General features: G+C 72.0%; 20 protein-coding genes. 6 read left to right on the top strand and 14 right to left on the bottom strand.

Going from position 1 to position 19,260, the window contains the following annotated elements:
- Positions 1-57 precede the first annotated feature (57 nt).
- Both SROS_RS06350 and SROS_RS06345 read right to left on the bottom strand, forming a co-directional pair.
- Entirely contained in the window at positions 58-1,677 is a 1,620-nt protein-coding gene (locus SROS_RS06350) for a hypothetical protein (RefSeq protein WP_012888064.1), read from the bottom strand.
- Positions 1,653-2,432 carry an ABC transporter ATP-binding protein gene (locus SROS_RS06345; RefSeq protein ID WP_012888063.1) on the bottom strand — a complete coding sequence of 260 codons (780 nt, stop codon included), beginning with the start codon at positions 2,430-2,432 and terminating at the stop codon, positions 1,653-1,655. Before SROS_RS06345 ends, SROS_RS06350 begins: the two co-directional genes overlap by 25 nt.
- 231 nt (positions 2,433-2,663) lie before the next feature.
- Between SROS_RS06345 and SROS_RS06340 the strand changes: the two genes are divergently transcribed.
- The 5 genes from SROS_RS06340 to SROS_RS06325 all read left to right on the top strand — a co-directional run bounded on the left by SROS_RS06340 (position 2,664) and on the right by SROS_RS06325 (position 7,477).
- The gene (locus SROS_RS06340) at positions 2,664-4,256 is read left to right on the top strand and encodes an acyl-CoA carboxylase subunit beta (RefSeq protein ID WP_012888062.1); all 1,593 of its coding nucleotides are present in this window, start codon (positions 2,664-2,666) and stop codon (positions 4,254-4,256) included.
- A complete protein-coding gene (locus SROS_RS47220) occupies positions 4,253-4,450 on the top strand; it encodes an acyl-CoA carboxylase subunit epsilon (protein ID WP_081453044.1) in 198 nt (65 codons plus the stop codon). The genes SROS_RS06340 and SROS_RS47220 overlap by 4 nt, the downstream gene beginning before the upstream one ends.
- Positions 4,451-4,551: 101 nt before the next feature.
- The gene (locus SROS_RS06335) at positions 4,552-5,493 is read left to right on the top strand and encodes an NYN domain-containing protein (RefSeq protein WP_012888061.1); all 942 of its coding nucleotides are present in this window, start codon (positions 4,552-4,554) and stop codon (positions 5,491-5,493) included.
- 68 nt (positions 5,494-5,561) lie between these two features.
- Entirely contained in the window at positions 5,562-6,965 is a 1,404-nt protein-coding gene (locus tag SROS_RS06330; RefSeq protein WP_012888060.1) for an AlkA N-terminal domain-containing protein, read from the top strand.
- Positions 6,962-7,477, top strand: coding sequence for a methylated-DNA--[protein]-cysteine S-methyltransferase (locus tag SROS_RS06325; protein ID WP_012888059.1), 516 nt, complete (start codon positions 6,962-6,964; stop codon positions 7,475-7,477). The genes SROS_RS06330 and SROS_RS06325 overlap by 4 nt, the downstream gene beginning before the upstream one ends.
- Before the next feature lie 46 nt (positions 7,478-7,523).
- On the opposite strand, the gene SROS_RS06320 is transcribed toward SROS_RS06325, so the two are convergent.
- From SROS_RS06320 to SROS_RS06265, 12 genes are all read right to left on the bottom strand, one after another.
- Entirely contained in the window at positions 7,524-8,438 is a 915-nt protein-coding gene (locus SROS_RS06320; RefSeq protein WP_245564572.1) for a hypothetical protein, read from the bottom strand.
- A 2-nt stretch (positions 8,439-8,440) separates the two neighbouring features.
- Positions 8,441-9,121: a hypothetical protein gene (locus SROS_RS06315; protein ID WP_012888057.1), complete on the bottom strand. Its 681-nt coding sequence runs from the start codon at positions 9,119-9,121 to the stop codon at positions 8,441-8,443.
- 62 nt (positions 9,122-9,183) lie between these two features.
- A complete protein-coding gene (locus SROS_RS06310; RefSeq protein ID WP_012888056.1) occupies positions 9,184-12,093 on the bottom strand; it encodes an AfsR/SARP family transcriptional regulator in 2,910 nt (969 codons plus the stop codon).
- 124 nt (positions 12,094-12,217) lie between these two features.
- Positions 12,218-12,688, bottom strand: coding sequence for a pilus assembly protein TadG-related protein (locus SROS_RS06305; protein WP_012888055.1), 471 nt, complete (start codon positions 12,686-12,688; stop codon positions 12,218-12,220).
- Complete coding sequence (locus tag SROS_RS53750; RefSeq protein WP_081453043.1) at positions 12,685-13,230, bottom strand: TadE/TadG family type IV pilus assembly protein; 546 nt, start codon at positions 13,228-13,230, stop codon at positions 12,685-12,687. Before SROS_RS53750 ends, SROS_RS06305 begins: the two co-directional genes overlap by 4 nt.
- Positions 13,221-13,637 carry a TadE/TadG family type IV pilus assembly protein gene (locus SROS_RS06295; RefSeq protein WP_012888053.1) on the bottom strand — a complete coding sequence of 139 codons (417 nt, stop codon included), beginning with the start codon at positions 13,635-13,637 and terminating at the stop codon, positions 13,221-13,223. Before SROS_RS06295 ends, SROS_RS53750 begins: the two co-directional genes overlap by 10 nt.
- Positions 13,621-13,881 carry a Flp family type IVb pilin gene (locus SROS_RS06290; protein ID WP_012888052.1) on the bottom strand — a complete coding sequence of 87 codons (261 nt, stop codon included), beginning with the start codon at positions 13,879-13,881 and terminating at the stop codon, positions 13,621-13,623. The genes SROS_RS06295 and SROS_RS06290 overlap by 17 nt, the downstream gene beginning before the upstream one ends.
- Before the next feature lie 2 nt (positions 13,882-13,883).
- On the bottom strand, positions 13,884-14,819 hold the full coding sequence (locus SROS_RS06285; RefSeq protein WP_012888051.1) for a type II secretion system F family protein: 936 nt from the start codon (positions 14,817-14,819) through the stop codon (positions 13,884-13,886).
- Positions 14,812-15,699, bottom strand: coding sequence for a type II secretion system F family protein (locus SROS_RS06280; protein WP_012888050.1), 888 nt, complete (start codon positions 15,697-15,699; stop codon positions 14,812-14,814). The genes SROS_RS06285 and SROS_RS06280 overlap by 8 nt, the downstream gene beginning before the upstream one ends.
- Before the next feature lie 46 nt (positions 15,700-15,745).
- Positions 15,746-17,047: a TadA family conjugal transfer-associated ATPase gene (locus SROS_RS06275; RefSeq protein WP_012888049.1), complete on the bottom strand. Its 1,302-nt coding sequence runs from the start codon at positions 17,045-17,047 to the stop codon at positions 15,746-15,748.
- A complete protein-coding gene (locus SROS_RS06270; protein WP_012888048.1) occupies positions 17,044-17,799 on the bottom strand; it encodes a hypothetical protein in 756 nt (251 codons plus the stop codon). Before SROS_RS06270 ends, SROS_RS06275 begins: the two co-directional genes overlap by 4 nt.
- A gap of 1 nt (position 17,800) precedes the next feature.
- On the bottom strand, positions 17,801-18,466 hold the full coding sequence (locus SROS_RS06265) for a hypothetical protein (RefSeq protein ID WP_242676477.1): 666 nt from the start codon (positions 18,464-18,466) through the stop codon (positions 17,801-17,803).
- 371 nt (positions 18,467-18,837) lie between these two features.
- Between SROS_RS06265 and SROS_RS06260 the strand changes: the two genes are divergently transcribed.
- Positions 18,838-19,104 carry a hypothetical protein gene (locus SROS_RS06260; RefSeq protein WP_043651469.1) on the top strand — a complete coding sequence of 89 codons (267 nt, stop codon included), beginning with the start codon at positions 18,838-18,840 and terminating at the stop codon, positions 19,102-19,104.
- Positions 19,105-19,260 lie beyond the last annotated feature (156 nt).

Genomic DNA, 19,260 nt, shown 5'->3' with positions numbered 1-19,260 from the left:
GCGTAGCCAGTCCGTTTTCTCCGGCGGAGACTGGTCTCACCTATTGGACTAGACCATTCAGCCCGGCTGGGAGGTCGCGGCCAGGATCTCGGGATATCTCCTGAATCCGAGGTCACCGGCGATCCGGCGGCCGCCCCAGGAGATCAGCAGGCCGTACGGCACGGCCAGCACGCTGACCCAGGTGAGGCCGAGGAGGACCGGCAGCGCGACCGGCAGCGCCAGCACGCTGCTGCCGATCATCGCGCCGAAGGAGGCCGCGAAGGCGACGCCGCCCTGCCCGGGAGCGGCGCCGGTGAAGGCGTTGAGCCGCTCGGGCACGGTGTACGGCAGCAGCACGCTCGTCAGGGCGCCCACGCCGAGGCCGACGCCGAGGATGCCCCAGGCGGTGAGCACGGCCGGGACGGCCCAGACCAGGTTCCCGGCGAGGAGGGCGGCGACCACGGACAGCACGGTCAGCAGCGGGGCCGCGATCGTCATGACGGCCAGGTGCCGTCCGGCGAGGTCGGCCCGCCAGTCCCGGCCCGTGCCGTAGACCATGGAGTTCATCCACAGCGAGCGGCCGTCGATGCCGAAGGAGTTGGACGACTGCAGGCCGATCATCACCCCACCGATGCACGCCGGGGCGATCGCCAGGGCGACGCCTCCCGTCCCCGTCCCGTCACGGCTCAGGGAGAAGGCCATCACGCCGGTGACGGCGACGGCCGCGAACCAGCCGACCCGGCCCCTGGGGTCGCGGCGGGCGTACTTGAGCTCCTTGGTTGCGACCGCGGCGAGCGGCCCGTCGGGCAGGACGCGCGCCAGCAGGCCCTTGGAGTTGCGGACGGAGGCTCCCTCGGTGGAGGCGTCCGTGGAGACCAGCGCCCGGCGGAGCGCCACGATCCAGAGCCATCCCAGCACGACGGTCAGGACGGCGAGGAAGGCCAGCTCGGCCGCCGCCACGGCGCCGCCGTCGGCGATGGCGTGCGCGGCCATGCCCGGCGGGGTCCAGCGCAGCACCGAGGCGACGCCGTGCAGCGTCCCGGCCAGGTCGCCCGCCAGACCGCCGTTGAGCAGCAGGTTGGGGAGCTGGGCCGCCAGGATGAAGAAGATCACCGAGACGGCGAGCACGTCCCGGCCCCTGCGGCTGCGCAGGATGCCGGACAGGGAGGTGGTGACCAGGCGCGAGGTGACGATGCAGAGCGCGAACTGCAGCAGCACCGCGACGACGCCCAGGAGGACCCCGCCGATTCCGGTGGCCAGCCCCGCGACGGCCCCGGCCGTGATGATCAGAGTGGCGATCGGCCAGACGCCGGTGACCGAGGCGGCGAACATTCCGGTGGCGAGCCGGCCGGTCCGCAGCGGGAAAAGCGCCAGCCGCGACGGGTCGAGCGTGTCGTCCAGGCCGAACGCCAGCAGCGGGACGATCGCCCAGCTCACCAGGAAAGTGGTGAACAGCACGATCACGACGTCCGTCGCGACGTCGGCGGGCGCGAGCCGGAGCATGCTCATCGCGAAGAAGCCGAGGCTCGCCACGACGACCGCGGCGATCACGGTGAAGACGAACCCGAGCAGGCGCTGGGTGCTGCCGCGCAGGTTCCCGGCGATCAGCCGGAGCTTGAGCCGGACGAAGACCGAGGGCCCCACCCGGACCGCGCCGCCCCCGCCCGCCGCGCTCATGCCGAGGTCGCGCCCAGCCATGACAGCCCCTCCTCTCCGTTGCCGTCGCCCCGGACGCCGACCAGGCCGAGGAAGGCCTCGTTGAGGCTGCGCCCCGCGCGGACCTGGTCCAGCGGCCCCTGGGCGACGATCTGGCCGCGGTTCATCACCGAGACCCAGTCGCACAGGCGCTCGACGAGCTCCATGACGTGGCTGGAGAAGACGACGGTCGAGCCGGATGCCGTGTAGCGCTGGAGCACCTCGACCAGCGTGTTGGCGCTGACCGGGTCCACGCCCTCGAACGGCTCGTCCAGGAAGAGCACCTTGGGGTTGTGCAGCAGCGCGGCGGCCAGGCCGATCTTCTTGCGCATGCCGGTGGAGTAGTCGACGACGAGCTTGTCCGCCGACTCCGCCAGGTCCATGACCCTGAGCAGCTCCTCGGCCCGCTGCTCCACCTCGGCCCTGGGGATGCCGCGGAGCTGGCCGTTGTAGGACAGCAACTCCCGTCCGGACAGCCGCTCGAACAGGCGCAGCCCCTCGGGGAGCACGCCGATGCGGCCCTTGACCGGGAGCGGGTCGCGCCAGACGTCGAGGCCGTCGATGTGGACGGCGCCGCCGTCCGGGCGGAGCAGGCCGGTGACCATGCTGAGCGTGGTGGTCTTGCCGGCTCCGTTCGGACCCACCAGCCCGGCGAAACTGCCCCGCGGTACGACGAGGTCGACACCGCCCACGGCCACCTGATGCCCGAATCTCTTGAAGAGCTGGTGTGTGCGTACCGCGTCAGCGATGTCCGTCATGTCCCCTACTTTGGCAGGATTTCCGGTTTTGAGGATCAGGTCTCCTCGCAGGCAACGAATGACCGCCCCCGATAGTTCGTGATGTCAGAAGACGGTTACCCTGCTGAGGATGGGCAGGAGCCGGGAACCAGCCCGGAACGCACAGCGGGGTGAGGCGCCGCGCCGCACCCGCCGAGACCATGCCGGGACCACGCGGAGACCGCGTGGAGCGGACAGGAGTGGAAGGGCCCGATGAGCGCTGAGCCGGTAGCCGCCGGGATTGACATTCACACCACGGCGGGCAAACTCGCCGATCTGGAGCGCCGCCTGGACGAGGCGGCCCACGCCGGTTCCGCGCGCGCGGTGGAGAAGCAGCACGCCAGGGGCAAGATGACCGCCCGGGAGCGGGTCCTGGAGCTGCTGGACGACGGCAGCTTCGTGGAGTTCGACGAGCTGGCCAGGCACCGGTCCACGAGCTTCGGCCTGGAGCGCGAGCGCCCCTACGGCGACGGCGTGGTGACCGGCTACGGCACGGTGGACGACCGGCCTGTGGCGGTGTTCGCCCAGGATTTCACGGTGTTCGGCGGATCGCTGGGCGAGGTCTTCGGCGAGAAGATCGTCAAGGTCATGGACCACGCGCTGAAGACCGGCTGCCCGGTGATCGGCATCAACGACTCCGGCGGGGCGCGCATCCAGGAGGGCGTCGTCTCCCTGGGCCTGTACGCCGAGATCTTCAAGCGGAACGTGCACGCCTCCGGGGTGATCCCGCAGATCTCACTGGTCATGGGTCCGTGCGCGGGCGGCGCGGTCTACTCCCCCGCGCTCACCGACTTCGTGCTGATGGTGTCGGAGAAGTCGCACATGTTCATCACCGGCCCCGACGTCATCAAGACGGTCACCGGCGAGGAGGTGACGTTCGAGGAGCTCGGCGGCGCGCACACCCACAACTCCAGGTCGGGCGTCGCGCACTACGAGGCCGCCGACGAGGCCGACTGCCTGGAGTTCGCCAGGGCGCTGCTGTCCTATCTGCCGTCCAACAACCTGGACGAGGCTCCGGCCCTCGACGTCGCCCCGGTCCTGGAGACCACCGGCGAGGACCGCGAGCTCGACACGCTGATCCCGGATTCGGCGAACCAGCCGTACGACATGCACACGGTCATCGAGCATGTCGTCGACGACGGTGAATTCCTTGAGGTGCACGCGCAATTCGCGCCCAACATCGTCGTTGGCTTCGGCAGGGTCGAAGGACGCTCGGTGGGGATCGTGGCCAACCAGCCGATGAGTTTCGCGGGCACCCTGGACATCGCGGCCTCGGAGAAAGCGGCGAGATTCGTCCGAACATGCGATGCGTTTAACATTCCGGTCCTGACATTTGTGGATGTGCCCGGATTCCTACCGGGCACCGACCAGGAATGGAACGGGATCATCCGCCGCGGCGCCAAGCTGCTCTACGCCTACGCGGAGGCGACCGTGCCACTGGTCACGGTGATCACCCGCAAGGCGTACGGCGGCGCCTACGACGTCATGGGCTCCAAGCATCTGGGCGCGGACGTCAACCTGGCCTGGCCGACCGCGCAGATCGCGGTGATGGGTGCGCAGGGCGCGGTCAACGTCCTCTACCGGCGCGAGCTCACCTCGGCCGACGACCCCGACACCGAGCGGGCCCGGCTCGTCACCGAATACGAGGACGCTCTCGCCAACCCGTATCTCGCCGCCGAACGCGGGTATGTGGATGCGGTGATCCGTCCCTCCGAGACCCGCGTGCGGATCGTCAGGGCGCTGCGTGCCCTGCGCAACAAGCGCGCGACCCTGCCCCCGAAGAAGCATGGGAACATCCCGCTATGACGCACCTGAAGATCGTTCACGGCGACGCGACCCAGGAGGAGATCGCCGCTCTGGTGGTCGCGCTCGCGTCGCGGACCGCTCCGGCGGCGAAAGCCGTACGGAAACCAGAAATATGGCGTAATCCCGCACATCGCATGCGAAAACCTCTCCCGGTTGGACAAGGCGCATGGAGATCGAGCGCCCTGCCGAGATAGATCCGAAGAACAGGGTGTCAAGTTGCGCGAGAGTTGGGACTATCTAAGAAATGGGCGCATATAGTCAGCCGATCAGCTAGTTCCGAGGCCTGGAGGACGACATGACCATCCTGGACCTCACCTCCCATCCCGTTGCCGCGAAGTACGCAGTCTTGGTGGACGTGGGGTATCTGTACGCGGCAGCGGGGGAAGTGCTTCTTGGTGCCAAAGAACGCAAGGAATACCGCGTCTCGGCCGACGAGCTGATCCAGGCACTGCAGAAACACGCGGAAACCCGCATTCACGGCGAGCTGCTGAGGATCTACTGGTACGACGCCGCCCGTGACCGCGTGCCGACCGTGGACCAGCGCGTCATCGCCCAGCTCCCCTGGGTGAAGGTGCGCCTGGGCAACCTCAACGCCCGGGGCCAGCAGAAGGGCGTGGACGCGCAGATCAGGAGCGACCTGGAAGCACTGGCCAGGCACCACGCGGTGAGCGACACGATCCTGCTCGCCGGGGACGAGGACATGGTCCCGGCCGTCGAGGCCGCCCAGGCCTACGGCGTGCGGATCCACCTGTGGGGCGTCGAACCGCCCTACGGCACCAACCAGGCCGAGCGCCTCGTCTGGGAGTCCGACACCGTCGAGATCATCAGCGCCGACTTCCTCCGCTCCTACTTCAGCCGCGCCCCCGTCCCCGTCCCGGCCGCCCCGGCCGCGCCCTCCCCCGCCCAGGTCTTCGCCGCCCGCACCCCGGCCGCGATCAAACCCAAGGCCCCGGTCGGCCAGATCACCAAGCTCGGCCCCAGCCGCCCGAGGGTGGAGGAGGTCGGCGAGCACGTGGCCCAGAAGTGGATCCTCACCCGCGGCCGCGACAACATCCGCGACCTGCTCCCCGGCCCGATCCTCCCCACGGTCATCGACACCGAGCTGCTGATCGAGGCGGAGAAGGAGCTCGGCCACTCCCTGCGCCCCTATCCCGAGGCCCGCGTCTGGCTCCGTGACGGCTTCTGGGCCCGCGTCTACCGGGAGTTCGAGATCGGGGTCGGCGTCTCCTCCAAGTGACGGCCGCCTGACGATCACGTCCGATTCCCGCCAGTCGTACGCTCTGCGCTGCGGATAACGTCGTTGATGTGTCCGTGAAAGAGCTTGACTTCGATTCCTGTTACCGCGCGGTGAGCGCCAGGGACGCCCGGTTCGACGGGCGGTTCTACACAGCGGTCACCTCCACGCACATCTACTGCCGTCCCATCTGCCCGGCGCGCACGCCCGCCTCCCGCAACGTGCGCTTCTACCGGCACGCGGCCTCCGCCGAGGCGGCCGGTTTCCGGCCCTGCAAGCGGTGCCGGCCGGAGCTCAGCCCCGGAGACCCCGGCTGGGACCACCGCGGCGAACTGATCGGCCGGGCGCTCCGGCTGATCGACGAGGGCGTGGCCGACGACGGCGGGATGACGAGGCTGGCCGGGCGGCTGCACATCACCGAGCGGCACCTGCACCGGCTGTTCACCGCCGAGATCGGCGTCGGCCCGCTCGCCGTGGCCAGGACCAAGCGGCTGCTGCTGGCCAAGCAGCTGTTGACCGAGACCGGGCTGTCGATCACCGACGTGGCGTTCGCGTCGGGGTTCGGGAGCGTGCGGCAGTTCAACGCGACCATGAAGGAGACCTACGGCTTCACCCCCGGCGAGCTGCGGGCCACCGCGGGACGGGCCGTCACCGACAACTCGCTGACGCTCCGGCTGCACCGGCGCGAGCCGTACGAGGCGCGGACGCTGCTGCGGTTCCTGCAGGGGCGGGCGATCCCCGGGCTGGAGCGCGTCGACGAGACGGGTTACAGCCGGGCCGTCCCGGGCGGCACGGTCACCCTCACGCCGGGACCCGGCGACGTCCGGCTGGAGGTGAGCCTCGACGACACCCGCCACCTGGCCCGCGTCGTCGCCCGTTGCCGCCGCCTCCTCGACCTCGACGCCGACCCCGAGGCCATCGCGCAGGCCCTCGGGGAGACCTCCCTGGCCCCCCTCGTCGCCGCCCGCCCCGGCCTGCGGGTCCCCGGCGCGTGGGACGGCTTCGAGGTGGCCGTCCGCGCCGTGGTCGGCCAGCAGATCTCCGTCGCCGGCGCCCGCACCATCCTCGGCCGCATCGTGAACCGCGCCGGCCGCCCCGTCGAGGCGGAGGGGTTCACCCACCTGTTCCCCACCCCCGGGGAGCTCCTGGAAGCCGACCTCGACGGGCTCGGGCTGACCGGGCGGAGGGTGGTCACGCTGAAGGCGCTCGCCGCGAAGGCGGCGGACCGCGAGATCGACCTGGACGGGGCGCAGGAACCCGGAGAGGCCGTGGCCCGGCTGCTGGAGGTGCCGGGCATCGGGCCGTGGACGGCCAGCTACATCGCGCTGCGGGCGCTGCGCGACCCGGACGCATGGCCCGCGGGAGACCTCGTGCTGCGGCGGGCCATGGCGTGCCTGGGCATCCCCGACGACCACATCGAGCGGTGGCGGCCCTGGCGGGCCTACGCCGCGCTGCACCTATGGAGTTCACAGTGATCGAGGCACAGGTCCTCCCCACGCCCACCGGCCCGCTGACGCTGCTCTCACACGAGGGGGTCGTCGTCGCCGCGGGTTTCACCGCCGACCCGCACCAGATGTTCCTGCGGCTCCCGTCCCGCCTCCAGGCGTACGGCCTGCGCCGGGTGGAGGACCTGGGCCACCCGGCGCAGGCCGTACGGGACTATCTGGACGGGGAGCTGACGGCCCTCGACAGCGTCGCGCTGACCCAGCCGGGCACGCCCACGCGGCAGCGGCTCCTGACGGCCCTGCGGGAGGTCCCGGCGGGGACCACGATCGGCTACGCCGAGCTGGCCGAGCGTGCGGGGCTGCCGAGAACGGCTGCCAGGGCGGCGGGCGCGGCGTGCGCGCAGAACCTGATCGCGCCGTTCGTCCCGTGCCACCGCATCCTGCCCTCCGCCGGCGGCTTCGGCGGCTACTACTACGGCACGCCGGTCAAGCAGTGGCTGCTCACCCACGAGAAGGCCCTCGCCCAGACCAGCGTGCTCTGAGGTCCTCCCCCGCCGGGAGGCGGGGGATTCCCACTCCGCCGGCCGCTCAGCCGGAGCCCCTGACGGTGCTCTGCACCTCGCCCACCTCGACGTCGCGAGTGGCGCTGACCTGGATCGGGTCGTAGGCGAAGGGCACCACGGCGGCCTGCACCCCGACCTCCCAGACGGAGGTGACGGTCAGGGTGTAGACGTCGCGCGGCTGGTCCGCCGAGGCACGCAGATACCGGACGCCGCAGGTGAACTCCCCGCCCTTGGCGTACGGCCTGCCCGTCGGACCGCATTCCTCCTTGACCTCGGCGCGGTCCTCTTTCGTCCCCGGGTCGATCTCTATGTTCTTCAGGTCGGCGGTCACGGTCGCGCTCATGACGCCGGGCAGCGTCGCGGTCACCGACCGGGTGGTCTCGCCGACACCGTCCAGCCAGACCCAGGTCGGCAGGTTGACGTAGCTCCTGGCGTCGGGGTTGAGCATGACCTTCGGCTCGGGCACGGTGAGCGCGGCGCGGGCGATGTCGATGAGTTCCTGGAGGGTGATCCCGCCGGGCGGGGTCGTGTTGGGCGGCACGAACACGTAGCTGTCCGTCGCCAGCTGGCAGCTCAGACCATTGGGATCGGATGAGTTGTGGGCGATCGTCCACCAGCGCCCCTCCTCGCCGAGTTTCTCCTGGAACTTCTTGAGGTTCTCCGCGCGGGTCTTCGGGTCATACAGGTCGACGCGCGTCACCCACCGCTGGAAGTCCAGCATTTCCTCGGCGTTCTGGGCCGGTTCGTACCAGCAGGGACGCTTGAGGCGGTAGCCGTCGCTCTTACCCCCGCGACCGTTCCCGCTGAGGACGATCCGGGAGTTCTTCAGGGTGACCCCGACGCTGTTCTTCTCCTGGCTGGTCCGGACTTCGACGTCCCCGCCACCGCCGCCCGGATCCGCCGAGGAGAACAGCATCAGCCCCGCAACAACCACATTCATGATCATCGAAGACATCCCTTCGCGGCCTCACTGGGAAGTTCGGCGTGCCGGAGCACCTTGATCCGCCAGACCCCGTCGTCGCCCCGCCGTAGCCCGGCGACCTGGAGGAAGGGCTTTCTGGTCCAGCCGGGCTGCCTGCGGACCGCCTTCCCGGTCTCCGAGTCCAGCAGCCGCATCCCCGTCTCGTCGATGCATCCGTTGAGCTGTGCCCCGCGCCCGGTGACCGAGACGACGTTCAACGCGTACAGCCGGGAGGTCCCGCGCACCGACCGGCGCTGCTCCAGGAACTCCCTGACCCACCGGTAGGCGTCCGAACTCGCGACGTCCTGGACCGTCTTCAGATAGGCGGTGTCCTGGCCCCCGGTGACGACCGCCTTGAACGACCCGGCGCGGTAGTCGCGGAGGGCATCGATCATCCCGGTGGTGTCCTGGTCGGCCACGGCGGGCCACTCGACCACCACCCGGACGCCGGGCGCGACCTCGACCGTCTCCACCCTCGGGCCTTCCGGCTCCGCCGGAGCGATCGCGGCCCGCCTCGACGCGCTCGGATCGCCGGCCGGGAGGTCGGAGGGGACGAACGGCCGGGGCGCCGGCGCGGAGCAGCCCACCGGCACCAGCAGGGTCAGCGCGATCGCCACACGCCCGCCCGCCGTACGGAACCACCGGTATGCACGGACCTGCACGGCTTCATGCCTCCCTCTCTCCCGCCACGGCACCGGCCACGGGCGCCGGACCTCCGGCCCGGTCATGCCGACGGCGCCGAACGCATCCGCCACGAGGGCAGCAGCTCGTCGATGAGCGCCTCCGTCTCCGGCGCCATCCCGCCGCCGTCGGGGTGGGAGCCGGCCCGCCGGTTCAGGGCGTCGGCCACGGCTCGCAGGCGGCCCGGGTCCCCGGTCAGATGGGTGGCCCGCAGCAGGTCCCGCCAGAGCGCCTCGTCGTCGGCGGCCAGCAGCAGCCCGGCCCGCGCCGCCGCGACGGCCTGGGCGGCCTCGCCGTTCGCCAGCCGCATCTCGCAGAGCCGGTGGGCGGCGTCCGCGACACCGGCGGTCACGTCGTACTCCAGGTCGTCGGCGGCCAGCCAGGAGTACCGGCCGCGCGGACGTCCGTTCAACAGCGGGCCGCGCACCAGGTTCAGGGCCCTCTCCAGGAGTACGGTGCGCACGGCGGGGTCCGCGTGCGACCGGCGGACGAACTCGCGGAAGAGCATCCAGTCGGTCCGCACCTCGGGCCCGAGACGGAGCCGCCCCGACTCGTCGGCGTAGAGGTTGGGCCGCCCGGCGCTGTCGACGCCCAGCCAGTCGACGACCCGGGCGATCGTGGCGTCCCGGACCACCGACTGCACGCCCCTCGGCCAGAGGATTCCGCCGAGCACGACCGGGTGGACGCCTCCCGGGTGGGTCGCCAGGTAGACGACGAGCTCGACGGCGAGCACGGCCCGGCCCTCCTCCATCGGCGGCGGGCCGGTGATCTCGACCGGGCCGAGGACCCGCACCTCGATCGAGGGCGTCTGCGGGACCGGCTCCCGCTCGTCGGGCAGAAGCTCCCCGTCGAGCCGCCCGGCCGTGTGGAACAGGTCGATCAGGGCCCGGTAGTGGCGGCGGGGCAGGAGCTGCGCGGCCACCTCGAACCCGAGCGCGTCCACCGTGGCCCGGCCGTCCTCGGTGATCTCCCAGTTCCAGGTGGCGTGCGGGACGTCACCCGCCACGACGTAGCCGGCGGCCGTACGGACGCCCTTCCTGGCGAGCACCGCCAGACGGCGGCCCTCCTCCGCGCTCGGGACCACCGCGGACAGCACGTAGTGCGGCGGCCAGATCGGGTCGGCGGCGCGGCCGTGGATCCGGCCGGTGAGCACCTCGCCGCCGGCGCCGCGCTCCTCGGCCGTGGCCTCCAGCTCGGGCAGGATCTCGGCGAGGCCGCCCACGCAGCGGATGCGGTCGGGGGCGATCACGGCGAGCTCCTCCCCGAAACCGACGAGCGTGACGAGCATCCGGTCCGACCAGCGGTTGGTGGCCAGCTCCACCGCGAGCGCGGCGAGGGCGGCGGTGCTCTGGGGGCCCTTGAGGCTGATCAGCCCGTGGGCCGCCTCCAGGTCGACGAGCACCCGGCCCTCACCGTTGGACCCCAGCGAGACCAGGCCCGGGTACGGCGCGGGCGCGCCGGCGAGCGCCTGCTCGTCGAGCATCCGGCCCTCGTGGGCCGGCAGCCGCCACACCTGGCCGCCGTCGTGGGCGGCCCAGGGCGCGGGGGCGTCGAGGTCGGGCGGGTGGATCCACAGGTCGAGGGTGTGCGGGGACAGGTGCGCGGCGTAGATCGTGGGCGGGACGCGGTCCCGGGCCGCGAGGGACCTGCCCAGGAGCCGCAGCCCGATGTCCAGCATCCGGCTTCCCGGCGCGTCGGCGCCCAGCCGGAGCGCGAGCTCGGCCTGGGCCGCGTCGCCCCTCGGCCGGGCGATCCGGTGCCCGAACGCCCGGTACCACAGCTGCCGCCTGCGCCGGCGGCCGAGCGCCGCCAGCAGCCCGGCCGCCGCCAGCGAGGCCACCGCCAGGTAGTCGAGCATCTCCAGCCCGGAGTCCTGCCCGGCCTGGCCGGCCCTGCCGCCGGGGTCGGCGGCCACGGACGGGTCGCGCCCGGTGCCGCCCTCCGAGGTCTGCCGCCCGGTGCGGCCGGAGTCGTCGGCCGCGCGGGGCTCCCGCGCGGTGGCGGTCTCCTGCGGGGACCGCCGGGAGGTGTCCGAGGGGGCCCTGCGCGTCTCGGCGGGGCCGGTCCTCCCGTCGCCGGGGACGACGGAGGTGTCCGAGGGCCGGGAGACCTCCGGGCGGGACTCCACCGGGAGATCCGCGCGGCCCGGGGTGAAGGTCCGGGTGCGGCCGTCGAGCTCCGCCGGCCTGTCGGGGTGCTCCTTGAGGGTCGCGTCGCGGGGCTGGGCGGCCGGGACGAGGTGGATGTTCCTGGCGTCGGCCGGCATGTCCAGCACCCAGCCGGGCCTGATCAGGTCGGCCATGTGGAGACGGCTGCCGTCGGGCTGCTCCTTGTGCTGGTTGAGCCGGTAGATCTCCGGATAGCGCCGCCCGTCGCCGAGGCACTTCTCCGCGATCTCCCACAGGCTCTCGTGGTGCCGCCCGTGCGGCGGCTGCACCACGTAGACCTTCTTGGCCTTCTCCACCGGCACCAGTGGCGCCCGCTCCTCGGCGACCGGCGCGGACAGCGCGACGGAGGCGACGGCGGGACCGGCGGCCGGCGTGCCCCCCGCCTTCGCGATCGGCACGACCACCGCCGACATGGTGAACAGCACCAGCACGGCCGAGACCAGCCGGTTGGCCAGGACCTGGGTGCCCCCGGAGAGCGGGACCCTGGCCGGCATGCCGACCCGCCGCAGCCCGGCGTAGACCTCGACGATCACGCAGACGGTCAGCTGCAGCCACGCCAGCCAGACCAGCAGCACGAGGATCGCCACGATCGTGCCCGTGCCGACCGGGCTGGTCAGCAGATCGATGTCGAGCAGCTCGGGCGGGAGCGGCGGCCCGGCCAGCCTGAGCAGGGCGTAGGGGACCCCGCCGAGGAGCGCGGCCAGCACGACCAGCGCGCCGAGTCCGGCGAACAGGTCACCCGCGGTGCGCCTGGGCCTGATGCGCATGGGCTGTCGCGTGGGCATGCGTCTCCCTCCTCGTTCAGATTCGTCGTCCGTCACCCGCTCAGCCAGTGGTTCGCGGCAATTGGTCTAGGACATTCGGCGCGGCCCCTCCCGCCTGCCGGGACCGCCCGGCCGTACCGGGCCATCAGACGTCCTCCCCCGTGTCAGGACCGGCGGTGGCCTCGGCCTCCATCTCGGAGCCGGGGAAGCCGAAGGCGGCCAGGAAGAAGGCCTCCCACGACACCGAGACCCGCACGGTGACCTCGGCCTGTCCGCCGCCGGCCGTGCACTCGGCGAGCTGGACGTCGTCGGTGGCGTGGGCGGAGACGACCTCCTCGGCCTTGGCGCAGATCGTGCCCTCCTCCATCAGGCGGGCCTGGCCGGTGGAGCGGAGGTGTTCGACGTCGATCTGGTCGGCGGCCGCCCGGGCCGCCTGCTCGGCGATGTCGGCGGCCCGCAGGCGGGAGTTGATGGCGGCCCCGCCGTCGACCAGGAGCCCGGCCAGCAGGAAGACCGCCACCGAGAAGATCACCGTGAAGACCGACATCGACCCCCGCTCCCGGGCCGCGGAGCCACGGCGGACCCGCGAGGTCGCCTCCCCGCCGGAAGGGCTCATTCGACCCTCCGGAACTGCTCCAGCGGGACCACCGAGTCGCCCTTCATCTCCTTGGCGGCGCCGAAACCGAGGAAGTCCAGGTCCAGCGAGCAGGTCACCTCGACCCTGACCAGCGCGCCCTCCTTCCATTCGGTGCCGGCCAGGCTCACCTCGGGCTCGCACTCACCCGACAGCGACTCCTTGGCGGCCTTGTCGGCGGCGTCCTCGGCGTCGGACAGGGTGCGCTCGACCGAGGCCGCCCTGGCCGCGTCCCTGGCCGCGCCGTTGACCTCGCCCTGGGCCTCCACCACCCTTCCCGCGCCGACCAGGAAGAGCATGAACAGCAGGAAGACCGGGGCCAGCAGCACCGTCTCGGCCGTCAGCGACCCGCGCTCGCCGCCGCTCCTCCCACCGCCGCGCCCGGGTGCACCGCCATGCCGCGCGCACCCGCCACCGGGCTCGCGCTCGCCGCCGCACCGCGCGCACCCGCGACCGCGTCGACGGTCATGCCGAAGTTCGCGTCCGCGTCCCGGGCGGGACGGGGCCGGGAAGATCACGGGCATCCCTCACTCCCGTCGTCGGGGCGGAAGCACTCGACAGGGCCGCCGAAGCGCGAGGTGATGGTGAACGTCATGGACGGCAGCAGCGGGACGACCTGGACCGCCGTGGCGGTGATCTCGACGCCTCGCTGGTCGCCCTCCTGCCATGCCGTGACGGTGGCGCCGTCGAGAAGCTTCGGGCCGACGGCCTTGAGCACCTCGTCGGCCCGCTCCTTGGCGTCGCTCTCCCACGAGTCGGTGTCGACCCGGGCGAGGCGGGCCCCTTCCCGGGCGGCGGCGTCGGCCACCTGGCGACCGTGGAACCACAGGGCGAACTGCACGACGAGCAGGATGACGGCCAGCACCACCGGCATGATCATCGCGAGTTCGATGACGGCGGCGCCCCGCTCCCGGTCACGGCTCCCCGCCACCCTGGTCCCCTCCGCCGCCCCCGCCCCCGCCGCCGCTGTTGCCGAACTGGGTGGAGATGTCGTCCTGCTTCTGCGTGACCAGGGTCTGGATGAGCGTGGCGAGCCCCAGGGCGACCCCGGCGATGATGGCGGTGATGATGACCCACTCGACGGCCGAGGCCCCCCGGGTCGGGGCGTTGCGCGCCCTGTCGATCCGCACGCTCAGGAAGGCGGTCGTGTAGACGATCCACGGATGGTTCAGCATGGTCAGGACCCCAACATCTTCATAGCGGCCGGAAAACTCAGGAAGATCACGAAGCCCGCGCAGAGCAGGAGCTGGGCGACGAGCATCGACTGGGACCGCTCACCCGCCTGCCCCTCCACCTCGGCGAGCTCACGACGCCGCAGGGTCGCGGCGCGGGCGGTCAGGGACGCGCGGACCTTGGCGCCGTCGTCGGCGACCAGCCCGAGCGCGGCGGACAGGTCGCGCAGCTCGTCGACGTTGATCTCGTCGCCGAGCTGCCCGAGGGCCTGCCAGGGGGTGATGCCGACGATCCTGGCGTTGCCGAGCGCCTCGCGGATCCGGTTCATCGCCCAGTTGGCCCCCTCGTCGTCGGCGCCCGGACTGCCCACCGAGACCGCCATCATCAGCGCCTCGGGCACGCCGCGCCCGCCCGCCAGGTTCATCGCGACCAGGTCCAGGAAGGCCCCGACGACGTGCCGGAAGTCACGGCGCATCCGGGCCGCGTCCCGTTTGATCTGCAGGTCGGGCAGGATGAAGAAGACTCCGGCGGCGGCGAGGGCGACCCACAGCGGGATGGTGGGCGAGACGCCCCACCCCATCACCACCAGCCAGCCGAGCAGCAGCGGGAACGCCAGCAGCCCGGACACCGCCAGCAGCATCTTGGTGGCCAGGAACCCCTCGAACGACTTGCCGAGCAGCGCCAGGTCCGCCTTGGCCGAGCGGGCCTCCCACCCACGGGCCGCGTAGAAGCGCGCCAGCCGTACGCCCAGGTTCCGCCGGAAGGCGCTGACCTCCTCGTCCGGCAGGACGAGCTGCATGCGCGGGACGGTCGTGCCCTCCCGGGCGGCGTCCAGCGCCAGCAGCCGCGTCACCAGACCCGGCCGGGCGGGGAACAGCGCCCGTATGAGCAGGAAGAGGCCCAGTCCGAGCACCGATCCCACGAGCAGCGGCTCAGTCATCGCGCACCTCTCCTCCCGAGGGCAGCCCGAGCAGACGGGCGGGCTTGTCGAAGTGGGCCAGGCGGCGCATCCAGGCGAAGCCGGCGCCGAAGAACCCGGCGACCACCACGAGCACGGCCTGGCCGAGGGTGTTGTCGTACTCCTCGACGTAGGAGGGGTTGAACACCACCAGCGCGACGGCGAAGGCGACGGCCGTACCGACCACGATCTGCACGCTGCGCCGGGTGGAGCGGCGCTCGGCCTCGACCCGGCGGCGCATGTCGAGCTCCTCCCGGGCCGAGACGGCGAGCGCGCCGAGCACGTCGCGCAGGCCGGGGCCGCGCAGCTTGGAGTTGAGGATCAGCGCGGCCACGACCAGGTCGGCCGAGGGGTCGTCGAGCTCGTCGGCGAACAGCCGGAGCGCGTCGGGCAGCGGCATCCGGGTGTGCAGGCGGTCCACCAGGGCGCGCAGGTGCGGGCGGAGCATGGGGGCCGCGGCCCGGATCGAGGAGGGGATGGCCTGCTCCAGGCCGGCGGCTCCGGCGATGGTGTCGCGGAGCGACTCGGTCCAGGCGGCCAGCCCCTCCAGCCTCCGCATCGCGGTGCGCTCCTCGGCCGCGCCGCCGGACAGCCCCCGCCAGCCCAGCGCGAGGAGCACCGCTCCCACGGCCATGACCGGCCAGCCGGTCACCACGAGCACGAGCACGCCGGCGATGGCGCCCACGGCGGAGCGGGTGGACAGGGCCCTGATGAGCTCGCGCCTGCCGGCCTTCTTCCCCGGCGTGGACGGCCGCGGGCGCGTGCCGTACAGGGCGAGGCCGAACAGGAACAGCCCCGCGCCGACCGCCGCCCCGGCCAGCAGCGCCAGCGGGTCGAGCAGCCCGGGGGGCACCGGGATCACTGCCGGCCTCCCCGGTGGCGGGCGGGCTGCCCCGCCGGGACGGAGATCATGCCCAGCCTCCCGGGTCGTAGCCGTAGTGGGCGAGCTCCTCCAGGCAGGACAGGGGGGCGTGCGGCAGCACCCGGCCGTCGGGGGACAGGGCGAACACCTCCGAGGACAGCACCCTGCCGTCCACCCCGGCCACCTCGCGCACGCTCGACACGAAGCGGCGCAGCCTCCCACCGGAGGCGTAGTCGTTGCGCTTCTCGATGAAGACCACGAAGTCGATCGCGCCCGCGATGAGCATGTGGGTCGCCTCGATCGGCAGGCGTTCGGCGGCCTGGAGCGCGTAGGTGGCGATGCGGTTGAAGACCTCCATCGAGGAGTTGGCGTGGATGGTGGACAGCGAGCCGTCGTTGCCCTGGGTCATCGCATTGAGCATCGTGACGATCTCGTCGCCGAGCACCTCTCCGACGATCACCCGGGACGGGTTCATCCGCAGCGAGCGGCGGACCAGCTCCGCCATGGTGATCTCACCCTGGCCCTCGGAGTTGGGCAGCCGCTGCTCGAAGGCCACCACGTTGGGGTGGAGCTCGGAGAACTGGTCGAGGCCGAGCTCCAGCGCGCGTTCCACGGTGATCAGCCGCTCGGCCGCCGGGATCTCGTTGGCCAGCGCGCGCAGCAGGGTCGTCTTCCCGGCGTTGGTGGAGCCGGAGATCATGATGTTCTTCCTGGCCGCCACGGCGGCCGAGAGGAAACGGCCCAGTTCCGGGGTGAGCGTGCCGTTTCCCACGAGGTCGCTCAGGAAGACCTTGCCCAGCCGGGAGCGGCGGATGGAGATCGACGGGCGGACCGTCACGTCCATCACCGCCGAGAGCCGGGAGCCGTCCGGCAGGCGCAGGTCGAGCTGGGGGTTGGCGGTGTCGAACGCCCTGCTGGACAGGCCGCTGTAGGCGGCGAGGATCTGGATCAGCTCGACCAGCTCGTCGTCCGACTCGGCCACCGGCTCGCGCATGATCTCCTGGCCGTCGGCGTAGCCGACGAAGACCCGGTCGCAGCCGTTGATGTCGATGTTCTCGACCTCGGGGTCGTCCAGCAGCGGCTGCAGGCGGCCGACGCCGAACAGCGCGGCGTGGATCCCGGCGGCGAGCGCCTCCTCCTCCTCGGCCGTGGGCGGGGTCCTGCCGACACCGATCTCGCCGCGCGCGAACTCCTCCAGGACCTGGGCGATCAGCGCGCGGGCGAACTGGCGCTCGTCCTCGCCGGTCATCGGCACCAGGCCGCTGGCCTGGTCCAGGCGGCGCTGGTGGGCCAGCCGGTCGCCGACCTCCTGCCGGAAACGCTTCACCAGCGTGTGGTCGACGGTCATGCGGCCGGCTCCGGGGCACGGACCTGGGAGGCCAGGCGCCCGGCGAGCTCCCGGGCGGTGCGGATCAGCAGGGAGCGGTCCAGGCGCCCGCCCCACTGGCCGCGCAGCAGCTCCGCGCCCTTGGGGTCGTGGGCGAGCCCGCTGACGAAGGCGACCTCCCTGCCGGTGGCGGTGACGATCCGGCGGACCTCGTCGATCGTCGTGCGGTATTGCCGGGGGTCGGCGATCACCACCACTCCGATCTGCGGGTCACGGGGCATCACCTGGAGGCGTTCGCGCAGGTGGGCGACGTGGTCCAGGCTCGCCCTGGTGAACAGCACCACCATCGCGGCCTCGGCCGCCAGCTCGGCCGTCTCGGGGTGGCCGCCGAGGCGCCCGCAGTCGGCCAGCACGTCGGCGTGGGGCATCGCGGCCAGCGCCCGGCCGAGCGGGCCCCAGAGCCAGGTCAGCCCGGCGGCCTGCTCGCCGTGGGTCAGCCCGGCCAGGACGTCCAGGCCGCCGACGATCTTCTGGGTGTGCTCGTGGATCTGGTCGGGCTGCAGGCCGCGGCGGGCCATGGCGCCCAGGGTGAGCAGGCCCCGGCCGGGGTTGAGCACGCCGCCGTCGGCGGCGGGGAGGCGGTAGGCGAGGTCCCCTCCGGCGGGGTCGCACTCGGCGAGCAGCACCGGGCGCGGCCAGACCGCGCCGAGGGCGGTGGCCGCCGTGGTCACGCCCGGTGCTCCCTTGTCCGCGGCCAGCACGATGAGGGCCACGTCAGCGCGCTCCCGGCAGCTCGGCCAGGGCGATCTCGCCGTTGGAGGCGTAGGCGGCGATCGTCGGGGACACCGTGGCGTCCACGATGATCGTCACCTGGCCGGACACGCCGTTCCTGCCGGCGGCGCCGACGCTGTGGACGAGCGCCGCCTGCGCGAGGACGCGGCTCTGGGTGCCGGCTCCCTCGCCGCGGCCCGACACATGGATGACCTGGACCCGGTCGCCCTGCAGCAGGGTCGAGGGGAGCTGGCCAGGTTTGAGGGCCAGGCCCACCTGCGCCTTGCCCGGTCCCAGCTCCGCGCTCGACGAGACGACCATCTTCCCGGTCAGCAGGGTGCCGGGCAGCAGGGTGACGCGGGCGTAGTTCTCGGAGACGCGGACCCGGTCGGCGTAGGCCACGTAGTCGATGCCGGTGTCGGCGATCTGGACCTCCCGCATCGCGGTCTGGGGGATGCGCTGGCCGGTGCCGACCTGCTGGACGATCTGGATCGCGGTGACCCGGTCTCCGCTGCGCAGGACCAGCAGGGTGGTGGCGAGCGCGCCGCCCAGGATGAGCAGCAGGGCGAGGGCCGCGAGCGCGGGTCTGCGCTCGCGCGGGGGAACGGGGAGCTTGCGCGACGCCGGTCCGGAAAGGGCGCCCGCCGGGCTCTGCCGCTCGGCGTTCACCCCGGGACGGTTCGTTGGCTTCTCACTGGTCCTCATGGGCAGGGGGACTCCCAGAGTGATCACAAATAGGGGGACTACTGGTCGAATTTACGCCATTATGCGCACCATGCCGATGAACTGCCGGACAAAAGCCAGGACCCATGCTCGTTTGATAGGAACGGGTCTGTCAACGCCGATCTGGAAGAAACTGACGGTTTGGCTAGGTGACAGATGACTTATCTGGGTGATAAGGATCTGGATTAACCCTCGCAACAACCACCCCAGTATTTACACCGGCATTCCGGCGAAAGCTCCGCCCCTTCACTCCGCGGCCGGATGACCGTGCGCTTCCCGTCACCCTGAACCCGTTCAAAATGTGCCATCCTTACGCCATGGCCAACTGGTTCAGGCGCGGCACACCGGGCTCGGGACGTATCCGGCTTCTCCGGGCGGCGATCGGGCGGCTGCGCCACCGCGGAGTCGAACGCGTCGCGGGCGCCCCGGCGACGGGAAGGGTCGTCGAAGGCCTGCACCGCGCGGCGACCGGGCTGGCCGAGGTCACCTCCGAGGTCAGCGCGTACGCCGGGCTGCTGGAGGAGAAGACCGGCGAGCTCCACGCCAGGACCCGGGCCCGGCGGGATCCCACAGGTTCCGGCTGAGTTTTCCACAGCTCCGTACGGAGAATCCCCAGCCTCTCCCCACTGCAAAATCCACAAAAGCCCATTAAGAACGGCATAGCCGGTCAACACCGCCCGACAGTTGTCCACAGGCCAGCACGTTTTCCACATACCGGGCCGTGCCCCACGGCATTGCCG

Origin of the sequence: Streptosporangium roseum DSM 43021, assembly GCF_000024865.1 — a bacterium.
Taxonomy (GTDB): Bacteria; Actinomycetota; Actinomycetes; order Streptosporangiales; family Streptosporangiaceae; genus Streptosporangium; species Streptosporangium roseum.
This window is presented reverse-complemented; position numbering and strand designations above follow the sequence as displayed.